We start from the raw sequence: 13,499 nt of genomic DNA on the forward strand, positions 1-13,499 counted from the left end.
ATGTCATCATTTTAACTACTCCGTATAAAACAATATAAACAAAAAAGAGATTCATTATTTTGTCATAATGAATCTCTAGAATTGACACACTTTAAAACTTAGATCAAGACTTTTCTGTCCGATGAGGATGGAATATGTAACGATTCACGATACTTCGCCACAGTTCTTCTCGCAACATCAATCCCTTCTTCCTTTAACAAATTTGCAAGCGTATTGTCAGACAAAGGTTTGCGCGGATTCTCATCTGCAATCAGCTTTTTAAGCTTCGCTCGAATTGCTGTGGAAGATGCTTCCCCACCAGAAGTTGTCCCGACATGACTGGAAAAGAAATATTTCAACTCGAATAAACCACGTGGTGTTAGCAAAAATTTATTTGTCGTGACACGTGATACTGTTGACTCATGCAATTCAACTTCTTCAGCAACTTCACGTAGTACCAAAGGTTTCATTCCCTCAGCACCAATTTCTAAAAACTCACGTTGATGTTGCACAATGCACGTTGCTACTTTTAATAAAGTTTTATGTCGTTCATCCACACTTTTAATAAAGTTTTTTGCTTCTAACATTTGATTGCGCAAATATTGATTATCATCACTCTGATCTGCTCGACGAATCATCCCTGAATAAAATGAATTAATACGTAATTTAGGCATCACATCTGGGTTCAGTTGCACATGCCAATGCCCATTTTTCTTTGAAACCACCACATCAGGAATTTGATAATCTGAATCTTTACTCTCAAACGCTAAACCAGGATGTGGCTTTAAAGTTTTGAGCAATTCAACTGCTTGCTTTAATTGGTCTGCATTTAAACCTGTTTGTTTTAAAAGCTTATTCAGATCATTACTAATTAATAACTCATAATGTTTGAGTAAAGACATCGCCTCTTTGCGTGCAAAAACTGTACTGGCCAAGGCTTCTAATTGTATTTGTAAGCATTCAGCAAGATTTCTGGAGCCCACACCTAAAGGATCTAAACGCTGAATATGCTTCAGAACAACCAAAACTTCATCTTCCTCAACATCAACCTCATAATCCATTTGCTGTAATAAGTGTTGTACCGATGAAGTAATTTCAGCAACATCTGTATCTAAAAATCCCTTTTCATCTAGAGCATCGACTACACAATAGGCAATTAACTTATCAACAGGAGAAAAATGTAAAAGATTAACTTGCTCTAACATGTGCTCTTTTAATGACGTTTGCCCTTCTCTATTATCTTCACGCTCTTCAAATTCAGGTCGTTCCATCGCAGTGGATTGATGGGTATACACATCATCCCAATCCGTATCAACTGCCAGTTCATCAGGTAAATGATCTGCATTAAGTGATTCTGATAAGTCTTTTTCTTGCTGTTCTTGATGGCTATTTTCTATATTTTCATTGGGGTTTTCATCTTCAATTTTTTCTAATAAAGGATTACTGTCCAATTGAATTTGAATCTCTTGCTCAAGCTCTAAGCTCGATAGTTGTAGCAATCGAATGGCTTGTTGCAGCTGTGGTGTCAACGACAACGAGTTTGCAACTTTCAATCCAACCGATAGCTTCATAAATCTCTTCTTCCATCTACATTGTAGCTTACACAAGCAAAATTTGTGCCTATTCGTATTTTTATAGCATAGCTGTTGGATTTTTGGAAAAAAAATTCATCATTTTTTAGATAAAAATCAAATTACTCTCGATGTAGGCCTTATAGGCTCTGCTCATCAATTGATAAAATAGTTTTTAAAAAGCTATAAGCTCAAATAAATACTTAGTCCTATATATTTTTTTTCTATTTCAAATAGAATAAAAGGACAATGGTGATTTACATCACGTTATTTTTGATCAAAATATATTATTTTTTATCCTTTACTTATTTATAGGTGAGGTATAAAAATAATATAAAGAATATGATGGATCAAACTTTCTAGAAAAAAGGATTGGCATGATAAGTGCTTTATAAAAACAAGCGAAATGATTGCCAAAATAACCGTACATGGAGATATTAGAATGAAGAAGTTTTCTACAAAAGTATTAACAACAACACTTGGCGTTTTGATGGCAGGTGGTGCTTTTTCACAGGTTCAAGCAGCAGATACACTTGCTAAAATTAAACAAACTGGAAAAGTAATCATCGGTTATCGCGAATCTTCAGATCCAATTTCTTATGTCGTTGGTGGTAAACCAATGGGTTATGCAGTTGATATTTGTAATAACTTTGCAAATGAACTGAAAAAAGACCTCAAAATGCCAAACTTGAAAGTGGAATATAAGGCAGTAACATCGTCTACTCGTATTCCAGAGATGTTGGCAGGTAATATTGATATGGAATGTGGTACAACCACCAATTCTGTACAACGCCAACAACAAGTTGGTTTCTCTACAAATTATTACGCGACAGAAGTCCGTATGGCAGTTAAAGCCAATTCACCTATTAAATCAATTGCTGATCTAAATGGTAAAGCAGTTGTAACAACTCAAGGTACAACCTCTGATAAATACATTAAAATGGGTGAGAAAGGTGAAAAAGTAAATGTGAATAACGTTTATGGTAAAGATCACTCAGATTCATTTGCCATGATGGCTTCAGGTCGTGCAGCAGCATTTGTTATGGATGACAATATTCTTGCAGGCTTAATCGCGAAATCTTCTAATCCAAAAGATTTTAAAATCGTGGGTCCAGTTTTATCTTCTGAGCCTTATGGCATCATGATTCCAAAAGATGATGCAGCGTATAAAGCAATTGCAGATAAAGTTGTTACAGGCATGTGGAAAAATGGACAAATGGCTGTGCTTTATAAAAAATGGTTCCTCTCTCCAATTGCACCACGTAATGTCAATATGAATATGCCAATGAGTTCATCTTATCTAAAACTCAAAGCTCATCCAACTGATGCTGGTATCCAATAAAACACGTTGTAAACTATATTTCATCAACTGTTGACTAATCCAGACGCTAAGTTCATGACTTAGCGTTTTGATTAGAAAATGAATAATAATCAATAATTTGAAGGAGCACACATGTCCGTTGGCTCACTTAATTGGACAGCTTATTGTCTCCCCTCCAATGAATACAGTTTAGATAAAGCCACTTGGGCAGAATCTGTCTGTAAAGCCATTGGTGGCGCAAGTTACTCCCCTGTTGCAGATGCACCCACTTGGCTTCAGCTTTTAGGCTCAGGCGTTTGGACAATGCTCTGGACTTCATTACTCGCTTTTGCTGTTGCATTCACTCTCGGTTCAATTATCGGGATTATGCGAACAGTTCCCAATAAAGCAATTTCATTTATTGGTACATGCTATGTAGAGCTATTCCGAAATATCCCATTGATTGTACAATTATTTTTCTGGGCATTTGTATTTCCCGAACTACTTCCTTTAAGTTTAAGTACAGGTAGTGGTGAAATGGTCAGCGGTGGTTGGTGGCAAAATCTCCTGAATGATCAGCCTGCTGCGATTGGCGTGTTTGCGTTAGGTTTATATACGGCTGCACGTATTGCTGAACAAGTTCGCTCAGGAATTAATACTGTGCCAACGGGTCAAAAAAATGCAGCCTATGCGATTGGCTTAACTCAAGCCCAAAGCTATCGTTATGTGATTTTGCCTGTTGCGTATCGGATTGTATGGCCGACACTAACGTCTGAAGCCATGAATATCTTTAAAAACTCTGCGATTCTTTATGCACTCAGCGTTTTAAATTTCTTTGCTTATACCAAAACAATGCGTGAAGAAACATCTCAAGATATTGTTATTCTTATCTTATCGACACCTGTGTATCTGATTATTACCTATTCAATCAAATATATCATGGCGTGGATTGAAAAACGCATGTCCGTTCCTGGACTCGGTTCGGGAGGTAAGTAATCATGGATTTCAGTGTATTACAAAATCAAGATGTCATTTCTGCATTACTTGCTGGCTTTAAATTTACAGTGACTGTAACTATTCTATCTGTAATTGGTGGGATTTTAATCGGTACGCCACTGGCAATGATGCGCTTATCCAATAATAAAGCGGCCAATACATTTGCAAAGATTTATGTCGATTTCTTCCGTGGTGTGCCACTGATTCAAGTCATTTTTATCTTCTATTTCTTATTACCTAAGTTCTTTGAATTTCAATCGGATACCTATTACGGACCCTTATTTTCAAGCATCGTTACCTTTGCTATTTTTGAAGCTGCATTCTTTTCTGAAATTGTACGTTCAGGAATTCAATCTGTTTCTAAAGGTCAGGTTAATGCAGGTTATGCACTCGGTTTTACCTATGGTCAGACTATGTCGAATGTGGTTTTACCACAAGCATTTCGTAATATGTTGCCAATTTTACTGACGCAATCGATTGTTTTATTCCAAGACGTTTCTTTGGTTTATGTGATTAGCGCACCTGATTTCTTAGGTAATGCCAATACACTTGCCAATACATATGGTTCAGAAACTAAAGCTACATTCTATTTAGTTGTTGCTATTGTTTACTTCTGTATTTCATTTGCGCTTTCTCGTTTAGTGAAGCGTTTACATCAAAAAATAGCAATAATTCGTTAATTGGAGAATCAATATGCCAATGATTGAAATACAACATATCTCAAAATGGTATGGAGATTTTCAGGTTTTAACTGACTGCTCAACTGCGATTGAAAAAGGTGAAGTTGTTGTGGTTTGTGGACCTTCTGGCTCAGGAAAATCAACACTCATCAAAACAGTAAATGCCTTAGAACCCTTCCAAGAAGGTAATATTGTTGTAGATGGTACTCCACTCAAAGATTCTAAAACTGATTTGGCAAAATTTCGCTCACGTGTCGGTATGGTATTTCAACACTTTGAACTATTCCCGCATATGACTGTTTTAGATAATTTGATGATTGGACAATTAAAGGTTCTCAATCGTTCAAAAGATGAAGCAAAGAAAAAAGCGCTTCAATATTTAGATCGAGTAGGCTTATCTGCACATAAAGATAAATTTCCAGGACAACTTTCAGGTGGTCAGCAGCAACGTGTCGCAATTGCACGTGGTTTATGTATGGACCCCGTTTGCATGTTATTTGATGAACCTACTTCTGCACTTGACCCTGAAATGGTCGGTGAAGTGCTTGAGGTAATGACTCAACTTGCTAAAGAAGGCATGACCATGATGTGTGTGACCCATGAAATGGGCTTTGCACGTAAAGTATCTAGTCGTGTTATTTTTATGGATCAAGGGAAAATTTTGGAAGACTGTGCAACCAATGATTTCTTCAACAAACCTGAAGAAAGACATGAGCGTACTAAATTTTTCTTAGAAAAAATTTCAATTGTGCATTGATAAAATTAGATATTATTTAAAAAAAAGCAGATCAATTCATCTGCTTTTTTTAATTTAGAAATAAATCAACAACAACTATATTAGAGGTGTTACGAGACTCACACTATCCGCCATTATTCTTTGAAGTTTGGGGAGATTATATGAAAGATTTAATTCCTAAACGTGAAGCTTTAATGGATTTTGTAAAAATAACATTAGGCTATGAAATCGTATTATTTGGTGAATTATGTATAGCGCAGCATCCAAGTAATCAATACTTTAAGATTGAAATAGGAGATCAACGCTCTCTTTCTATGGCTCGATTGAAGTAAATATTGCTACTATTTATAAAATAGTGTTTTTGCATAAAAAAACACCCCCTTCATAAGAAGGGGGTGTTTTTAGGAATAATGAGCTGGCGATGACTTACTCTCACATGGGTAACCCCACACTACCATCAGCGCGAAGAGGTTTCACTTCTGAGTTCGGGAAGGGATCAGGTGGTTCACTCTTGCTATTGTCGCCAGCACAACTGTTTATGACTACTTGCTTAGGTCTTATTGAATGCCTTTGCTTTTGTCAAATAAGTTATTAACAGACTATGCAAATTTGAGTTGAATTGTAAATACTAGCGTTGACTAAATCAAGGTTCAATCATGACGATTGCTTGGTTTTGAATCATTTAGATCTTGCGATACAACTGTTTGGGTGTTGTATAGTCAAGCCTCACGAGCAATTAGTATTGGTCAGCTTCATGCATCACTGCACTTCCACATCCAACCTATCAACGTCGTAGTCTTCAACGGCTCTTTAGAGGACATATAGTCCTTGGGAAATCTTATCTTGAGGTAGGCTTCCCGCTTAGATGCTTTCAGCGGTTATCCCTTCCGAACATAGCTACCCGGCGATGCGACTGGCGTCACAACCGGTACACCAGAGGTTCGTCCACTCTGGTCCTCTCGTACTAGGAGCAGATCCTCTCAAATTTCCAACGCCCACGGTAGATAGGGACCGAACTGTCTCACGACGTTCTAAACCCAGCTCGCGTACCTCTTTAAATGGCGAACAGCCATACCCTTGGGACCTGCTTCAGCCCCAGGATGAGATGAGCCGACATCGAGGTGCCAAACACCGCCGTCGATATGAACTCTTGGGCGGTATCAGCCTGTTATCCCCAGAGTACCTTTTATCCGTTGAGCGATGGCCCTTCCATACAGAACCACCGGATCACTAAGACCTACTTTCGTACCTGCTCGACTTGTGGGTCTCGCAGTTAAGCGCGCTTTTGCCTTTATACTCTACGCGTGATTTCCGACCACGCTGAGCGCACCTTCGTACTCCTCCGTTACTCTTTAGGAGGAGACCGCCCCAGTCAAACTACCCACCAGACATGGTCCTCGCTCCAGATAATGGAGCAGAGTTAGAACCTCAATATTACCAGGGTGGTATTTCAAGGATGGCTCCATAGCAACTAGCGTCACTACTTCAAAGCCTCCCACCTATCCTACACAAGTAAGATCAAAGTTCAATGTCAAGCTGCAGTAAAGGTTCACGGGGTCTTTCCGTCTAGCCGCGGGTACACCGCATCTTCACGGCGAATTCGATTTCACTGAGTCTCTGCTGGAGACAGCGCCCCCATCATTATGCCATTCGTGCAGGTCGGAACTTACCCGACAAGGAATTTCGCTACCTTAGGACCGTTATAGTTACGGCCGCCGTTTACTGGGGCTTCGATCAAGAGCTTCGCTTACGCTAACCCCATCAATTAACCTTCCAGCACCGGGCAGGCATCACACCCTATACGTCCACTTTCGTGTTTGCAGAGTGCTATGTTTTTAATAAACAGTTGCAGGGGCCTGGTTTCTGTGGCTGCCAACCGCTCAGGGAGTAAATCCCATCACCGTCAGCAGCGTACCTTCTCCCGAAGTTACGGTACCATTTTGCCTAGTTCCTTCAGCAGAGTTCTCTCAAGCGCTTTGGTCTACTCGACCTGACCACCTGTGTCGGTTTAGGGTACGATTCCTGTGTAACTGAAGCTTAGAGACTTTTCCTGGAAGCATGGTATCAGCCACTTCGCTGTACAAGTACAGCTTGATATCAGTTCTCAGCATAGAGTACCCCGGATTTGCCTAAGATACATGCCTACAACCTTTCACCTGGACAACCAACGCCAGGCTGACTTAACCTTCTCCGTCCTCTCATCGCATTACACAGAAGTATTGGAATATTGACCAATTTCCCATCGACTACGCCTCTCGGCCTCGCCTTAGGGGTCGACTCACCCAGCCCCGATTAACGTTGGACTGGAACCCTTGGTCTTTCAGCGAACGAGTTTTTCACTCGTTTTATCGTTACTCACGTCAGCATTCGCACTTCTGATACCTCCAGCATACTTCTCAATACACCTTCATCGGCTTACAGAACGCTCCCCTACCACTTGCAATAAATTGCAAATCCGCAGCTTCGGCATATAGTTTTAGCCCCGTTACATCTTCCGCGCAGGCCGACTCGACTAGTGAGCTATTACGCTTTCTTTAAAGGATGGCTGCTTCTAAGCCAACCTCCTAGCTGTCTATGCCTTCCCACATCGTTTCCCACTTAACTATAATTTTGGGGCCTTAGCTGGCGGTCTGGATTGTTTTCCTCTTGACTACGGACGTTAGCACCCGCAGTCTGTCTCCCGGATAGTACTCATAGGTATTCGGAGTTTGCATCGGTTTGGTAAGTCGGGATGACCCCCTAGCCGAAACAGTGCTCTACCCCCTATGGTATTCGTCCGAGGCGCTACCTAAATAGCTTTCGGGGAGAACCAGCTATCACCAAGTTTGATTAGCCTTTCACCCCTATCCACAAGTCATCCCCCGGCTTTTCAACGACGGTGGGTTCGGTCCTCCAGTTAGTGTTACCCAACCTTCAACCTGCTCATGGATAGATCACCTGGTTTCGGGTCTATACCCAGCAACTAAACGCCCTATTAAGACTCGATTTCTCTACGGCTCCCCTATTCGGTTAACCTTGCTACTGAATATAAGTCGCTGACCCATTATACAAAAGGTACGCAGTCACCGGACACAATGCCGGCTCCCACTGCTTGTATGCATGCGGTTTCAGGATCTATTTCACTCCCCTCACAGGGGTTCTTTTCGCCTTTCCCTCACGGTACTGGTTCACTATCGGTCAGTCAGGAGTATTTAGCCTTGGAGGATGGTCCCCCCATATTCAGACAAGGTTTCACGTGCCTCGCCCTACTCGTCATCATTATATGTGCCCTTTCGTGTACGGGACTATCACCCTCTACGGTGGCACTTCCCAGAGCCTTCCGCTAGAACACATATAACTTAATGGGCTGGTCCCCGTTCGCTCGCCGCTACTAAGGGAATCTCAATTGATTTCTTTTCCTAAGGGTACTGAGATGTTTCACTTCCCCTCGTTCGCCTTGCATGACTATGTATTCATCATGCAATACCTACCTTATGGTAAGTGGGTTTCCCCATTCAGAAATCTCCGGATCACAGGATATTTGCCGCCTCCCCGGAGCTTATCGCAGGCTATTACGTCTTTCATCGCCTCTGACTGCCAAGGCATCCACCACATGCACTTAATTACTTGACTATACAACCCCAAACAGTCGCTGACACTTACAAGTACGTGTCTTTGACAAGAAAGAATAAATCCTTTCTACACAGTTTGTTGTCTGTAGATTTAACCACAGTACAGCTTCAATCTAAATTCATCTACCAAAACGCTTGATTCAGTTAATCGCTAGTGCTCAGTTCTTCATCGTCATTTCAACGTCACATTTGCATGTAACACTGAAAATCGTATTCAGTTCTGAGTTTAAACAATTTATTTCAACTCAAATTATAATCTGTTAATGAATAAACATGCCTTCGTCAGGTCATGTTTAAAACTGTGATAAATCACAGAAGTTAATAAACAATAGATGTTCATTAAATTCTATAATTTCTTAGCTTAATATAATGGTGGAGACTAACGGAGTCGAACCGTTGACCTCCTGCGTGCAAAGCAGGCGCTCTACCAACTAAGCTAAGTCCCCAGCTTAAGATCTAATATACCTAATTCTAGCTCTGTAACTGAATCAATCTTTCAATTAATCATGGTTAGTAGACTTGGTGGGTCTGACAAGACTTGAACTTGTGACCCCACGCTTATCAAGCGTGTGCTCTAACCAACTGAGCTACAGACCCTTAGGTATATCATCATGAAGAACAACTTGTTGTGGATTCTTACCAATCGTCAATCTTTCGTTAAGGAGGTGATCCAGCCGCAGGTTCCCCTACGGCTACCTTGTTACGACTTCACCCCAGTCATCGGCCACACCGTGGTAAGCGTCCTCCTTGCGGTTAGACTACCTACTTCTGGTGCAACAAATTCCCATGGTGTGACGGGCGGTGTGTACAAGGCCCGGGAACGTATTCACCGCGGCATTCTGATCCGCGATTACTAGCGATTCCGACTTCATGGAGTCGAGTTGCAGACTCCAATCCGGACTACGATCGGCTTTTTGAGATTAGCATCCTATCGCTAGGTAGCAACCCTTTGTACCGACCATTGTAGCACGTGTGTAGCCCTGGTCGTAAGGGCCATGATGACTTGACGTCGTCCCCGCCTTCCTCCAGTTTGTCACTGGCAGTATCCTTAAAGTTCCCGGCATAACCCGCTGGCAAATAAGGAAAAGGGTTGCGCTCGTTGCGGGACTTAACCCAACATCTCACGACACGAGCTGACGACAGCCATGCAGCACCTGTATGTAAGCTCCCGAAGGCACCAATCCATCTCTGGAAAGTTCTTACTATGTCAAGACCAGGTAAGGTTCTTCGCGTTGCATCGAATTAAACCACATGCTCCACCGCTTGTGCGGGCCCCCGTCAATTCATTTGAGTTTTAGTCTTGCGACCGTACTCCCCAGGCGGTCTACTTATCGCGTTAGCTGCGCCACTAAAGTCTCAAAGACCCCAACGGCTAGTAGACATCGTTTACGGCATGGACTACCAGGGTATCTAATCCTGTTTGCTCCCCATGCTTTCGTACCTCAGTGTCAGTATTAGGCCAGATGGCTGCCTTCGCCATCGGTATTCCTCCAGATCTCTACGCATTTCACCGCTACACCTGGAATTCTACCATCCTCTCCCATACTCTAGTCTCCCAGTATCGAATGCAATTCCTAAGTTAAGCTCAGGGATTTCACATCCGACTTAAAAGACCACCTACGCACGCTTTACGCCCAGTAAATCCGATTAACGCTTGCACCCTCTGTATTACCGCGGCTGCTGGCACAGAGTTAGCCGGTGCTTATTCTGCGAGTAACGTCCACTCTCCTAGAGTATTAGTCTAGGGAGCCTCCTCCTCGCTTAAAGTGCTTTACAACCAAAAGGCCTTCTTCACACACGCGGCATGGCTGGATCAGGGTTCCCCCCATTGTCCAATATTCCCCACTGCTGCCTCCCGTAGGAGTCTGGGCCGTGTCTCAGTCCCAGTGTGACGGATCATCCTCTCAGACCCGTTACAGATCGTCGCCTTGGTAGGCCTTTACCCCACCAACTAGCTAATCTGACTTAGGCTCATCTATTAGCGCAAGGTCCGAAGATCCCCTGCTTTCCCCCGTAGGGCGTATGCGGTATTAGCATTCCTTTCGAAATGTTGTCCCCCACTAATAGGCAGATTCCTAAGTATTACTCACCCGTCCGCCGCTAAGTTAGGTAGCAAGCTACCTTTCCCCGCTCGACTTGCATGTGTTAAGCCTGCCGCCAGCGTTCAATCTGAGCCATGATCAAACTCTTCAGTTTAATATTGCTTAGTGCCTTAAAGGGCACCAATCTTGGCTCATCAATTTTCTGACAAATATTTCTCAAATAAACTTCGAGTAATTTCTACCATCAATCAATGAAAATAATTTCGATCAATCAATCAGTAAAAATCCACACAAGTTGTTCTTCATAATCTCTTAATGATCTTCTTCCTGGTTCGTCACCAGCAAGCTAGGTCGGCTATACTACTCTCTTTCGATGAATAGTCAACAGGTTTTGTTATTTAATTCTCTCAACAAATCATTCCTTAACCAATCTTTAAAATTCCAATTCGAAATCTTAACATCTCAATCAAGCTACTGATTTATCAGAAGTTTTATTTAACATCACCGCCGATGGATGTGCATTCTACAGCATTCCTAATCCTACACAACCCCTTTTCTTAATTAATTTTAATTATTTGAACTGGTCGTTCATTTTTCAAACCATAAAATCAATAAATAATTGATTTTTATCATTAATTATTTTTAAATTTAAATAATACTCTTAGTTTTGCTCTAAATAAGCCAAAATCATAGTGGATAATTCATGTTTAAGTTGTTGTTCTGAAATGAGAAAACTATTATTACTCACATAACGCATCATGGTGAATAAGGTGCTATTAATGATGACAAACGACTTATGCTTCAACATTTCAAAGTTCCAATGCGAATAAAAGCGATTAAACACATACATCCCGACTTCAAAAAAGTGCTTTTCTAAAATTTGTGCAGCCTCTGAATTGTTATAGCCATGCCAGTGTTTCAATACTTCTATAAAGAAACCACCATCTGCTTTCATCATGTCAAAACCGAATTGGATACTCATTGGAATAATTTCTTCTAAGCTCAACTCATCTTGTGTAATCGCAATTTGTTTCAGGGCTAATCCTAAGTTTTCACTTTTACGGCGCAATAACTCTTGAACGATCTCTTCTTTATTCTCGAAGTACTGATAAATCGAACCAACACTGACCCCTGCTCTTTCTGCAATTTTAGGTGTAGTTATCTGCAATAGCCCATATTCAGCAATACAAAGTTGCGTTGCTTCAAGCACATTATCAACAATGACTTTTGCACGTTGTTGTTGTGGTTGTTTTCTCATTGTTCTCTCACATTGGAATGCGAATTGAATACGAATAAATATTCGTATTAAAGTTTGATTAAACAATAATCAGGATATTCCTGCAATGTCGATGCTCACAATGCCTAAACGCTTAGCTCCTTTTGAAAAAATGCTAACGACGAATTGGAAGACTCAAGCTCTCAGTTTATTGGTTGATAAAAAATTACAACCCTCCTATGCAGAATACTTATCTTTAAACCAAGCATTACAAAGTGGTGATCCTGCAATGGATAAACTGATCGTTTGGATGTTTCAGAACCCTAAGCAGCATCGAAAGTATTTTGAAACTGCACTCTATCAAGGACTAGATCAACTCCCTCATGAGATTCCTGAATTGACTGAATTCTTTAATTTCGTTGAAAAAACACCTGCTTGGTTTGATCAAGAAAAAATGGATGAGGCATTAAATTTCATTTATAGATTAGGTTTTAACAGTGGCTTTATTCTCCGCGACCTCGCCTTAATGATGGGATATTTATACCCTGGCTTTAACCAACCTCTCATTCTAACGGGCGCATTAAGTAAAAATGCTGGAACTCGTTTGGCTGAAACAACCAAATGGTGGATGGATATTACAGAACAACATGCTTTCAAGCGCTTTAATACAGGTTTTACTTCCACAATCTATGTTCGTTTTATTCATGCTTTAGTCCGCAATCAATTAAGTAAATCAACAAAGTGGGATCGTCATACTTGGGGACTGCCGATTAATCAATACGACCAAGCCATGACTAACATTGCTTTTAGTGGTGTGTTGTTACTGGGAATTCGTGCGATTGGTATTTTTCCAAATAAACGAGAGATCGAAAGTTTCTTACATTTTTGGAAATATGCAGGCTGGCTTATGGGTATAGATGAAAAATGGCTCGTAGATAAGGAATCTGAGGGCTGGAAATTTTTATATTGGATGCCTTTCGCACATCCAAAACCTGATGAATCAAGTATATCTTTGGGAGCAAGCCTTTCTAAAGAACCGTTTGAGCGTCAATATCGTTATTTAAAGCCTTTACAGCAAAAACTCGCCTACCGACAACACTTAGAAGTAACCCAATTTTTCTTAGGTCGTAAAAAAATGCAACAACTCGGTTTAAAGCATCGACCCGCACCTTGGTTTGCTTATTATTTGCTTGCACGAAACGTTGTACTTTACACAGGGGCAAAACACTCTCCCAAACTGAGTCAAAAACTACAACAAAGTGGGCGAAATATTCAAAAATTAGGTTTAGCCCTATATCAAAGTAAAGCCAAACAATTGGCAAGTATGCATCAATAATCTAATACCCAAATAAGAGAAGGAAGCTCTAG

8 protein-coding genes, 2 tRNA genes and 3 rRNA genes are annotated in these 13,499 nt (G+C 41.0%); 6 read left to right on the top strand and 7 right to left on the bottom strand.

Annotation, left to right across the window (positions count from 1 at the left end; translation table 11 throughout):
* Positions 1-98: 98 nt before the first annotated feature.
* Positions 99-1,550, bottom strand: a complete 1,452-nt coding sequence (locus B9T35_RS01945) for an RNA polymerase factor sigma-54 (RefSeq protein ID WP_086189442.1) — start codon at positions 1,548-1,550, stop codon at positions 99-101.
* A 442-nt stretch (positions 1,551-1,992) separates the two neighbouring features.
* Here B9T35_RS01945 and B9T35_RS01950 point away from each other — a divergent pair, with 442 nt between their 5' ends.
* From B9T35_RS01950 to B9T35_RS18530, 5 genes are all read left to right on the top strand, one after another.
* On the top strand, positions 1,993-2,892 hold the full coding sequence (locus tag B9T35_RS01950; RefSeq protein ID WP_086189443.1) for an amino acid ABC transporter substrate-binding protein: 900 nt from the start codon (positions 1,993-1,995) through the stop codon (positions 2,890-2,892).
* Positions 2,893-3,003: 111 nt separating this feature from the next.
* Positions 3,004-3,846, top strand: a complete 843-nt coding sequence (locus B9T35_RS01955) for an amino acid ABC transporter permease (RefSeq protein WP_086189444.1) — start codon at positions 3,004-3,006, stop codon at positions 3,844-3,846.
* A gap of 2 nt (positions 3,847-3,848) precedes the next feature.
* Positions 3,849-4,526 carry an amino acid ABC transporter permease gene (locus tag B9T35_RS01960; protein ID WP_086189445.1) on the top strand — a complete coding sequence of 226 codons (678 nt, stop codon included), beginning with the start codon at positions 3,849-3,851 and terminating at the stop codon, positions 4,524-4,526.
* A gap of 13 nt (positions 4,527-4,539) precedes the next feature.
* On the top strand, positions 4,540-5,283 hold the full coding sequence (locus B9T35_RS01965; RefSeq protein ID WP_086189446.1) for an amino acid ABC transporter ATP-binding protein: 744 nt from the start codon (positions 4,540-4,542) through the stop codon (positions 5,281-5,283).
* Between the two features lie 140 nt (positions 5,284-5,423).
* Positions 5,424-5,594: a hypothetical protein gene (locus B9T35_RS18530; protein WP_213033343.1), complete on the top strand. Its 171-nt coding sequence runs from the start codon at positions 5,424-5,426 to the stop codon at positions 5,592-5,594.
* A gap of 81 nt (positions 5,595-5,675) precedes the next feature.
* Here the strand turns inward: B9T35_RS18530 and rrf are convergent.
* The 6 genes from rrf to B9T35_RS02000 form a co-directional block, all read right to left on the bottom strand.
* Positions 5,676-5,790, bottom strand: a 5S ribosomal RNA gene (rrf, locus tag B9T35_RS01975).
* A gap of 187 nt (positions 5,791-5,977) precedes the next feature.
* Positions 5,978-8,874 (bottom strand): 23S ribosomal RNA (locus B9T35_RS01980).
* Positions 8,875-9,243: 369 nt separating this feature from the next.
* Positions 9,244-9,319: transfer RNA gene (locus tag B9T35_RS01985), tRNA-Ala, on the bottom strand.
* Between the two features lie 74 nt (positions 9,320-9,393).
* Positions 9,394-9,470: transfer RNA gene (locus tag B9T35_RS01990), tRNA-Ile, on the bottom strand.
* A 61-nt stretch (positions 9,471-9,531) separates the two neighbouring features.
* A 16S ribosomal RNA gene (locus B9T35_RS01995) occupies positions 9,532-11,069 on the bottom strand.
* The 16S, 23S and 5S rRNA genes sit together here with 2 tRNA genes alongside, the layout of an rRNA operon.
* A 507-nt stretch (positions 11,070-11,576) precedes the next feature.
* Positions 11,577-12,173, bottom strand: coding sequence for a TetR/AcrR family transcriptional regulator (locus tag B9T35_RS02000; RefSeq protein ID WP_086189448.1), 597 nt, complete (start codon positions 12,171-12,173; stop codon positions 11,577-11,579).
* A gap of 85 nt (positions 12,174-12,258) precedes the next feature.
* Between B9T35_RS02000 and B9T35_RS02005 the strand changes: the two genes are divergently transcribed.
* Positions 12,259-13,467, top strand: coding sequence for an oxygenase MpaB family protein (locus B9T35_RS02005; RefSeq protein WP_416202411.1), 1,209 nt, complete (start codon positions 12,259-12,261; stop codon positions 13,465-13,467).
* Positions 13,468-13,499 lie beyond the last annotated feature (32 nt).

This window comes from Acinetobacter sp. ANC 3832 (genome assembly GCF_002135415.1).
GTDB lineage: Bacteria > Pseudomonadota > Gammaproteobacteria > Pseudomonadales > Moraxellaceae > Acinetobacter.

Coding starts and splice junctions, on each gene's coding strand:
- B9T35_RS18530 (WP_213033343.1), top strand. CDS start 5,424: ATGAAAGATTTAATTCCTAAACGTGAAGCTTTAATGGATTTTGTAAAA.
- B9T35_RS01945 (WP_086189442.1), bottom strand. CDS start 1,550: ATGAAGCTATCGGTTGGATTGAAAGTTGCAAACTCGTTGTCGTTGACA.
- B9T35_RS02000 (WP_086189448.1), bottom strand. CDS start 12,173: ATGAGAAAACAACCACAACAACAACGTGCAAAAGTCATTGTTGATAAT.
- B9T35_RS01960 (WP_086189445.1), top strand. CDS start 3,849: ATGGATTTCAGTGTATTACAAAATCAAGATGTCATTTCTGCATTACTT.
- B9T35_RS01955 (WP_086189444.1), top strand. CDS start 3,004: ATGTCCGTTGGCTCACTTAATTGGACAGCTTATTGTCTCCCCTCCAAT.
- B9T35_RS01965 (WP_086189446.1), top strand. CDS start 4,540: ATGCCAATGATTGAAATACAACATATCTCAAAATGGTATGGAGATTTT.
- B9T35_RS02005 (WP_416202411.1), top strand. CDS start 12,259: ATGTCGATGCTCACAATGCCTAAACGCTTAGCTCCTTTTGAAAAAATG.
- B9T35_RS01950 (WP_086189443.1), top strand. CDS start 1,993: ATGAAGAAGTTTTCTACAAAAGTATTAACAACAACACTTGGCGTTTTG.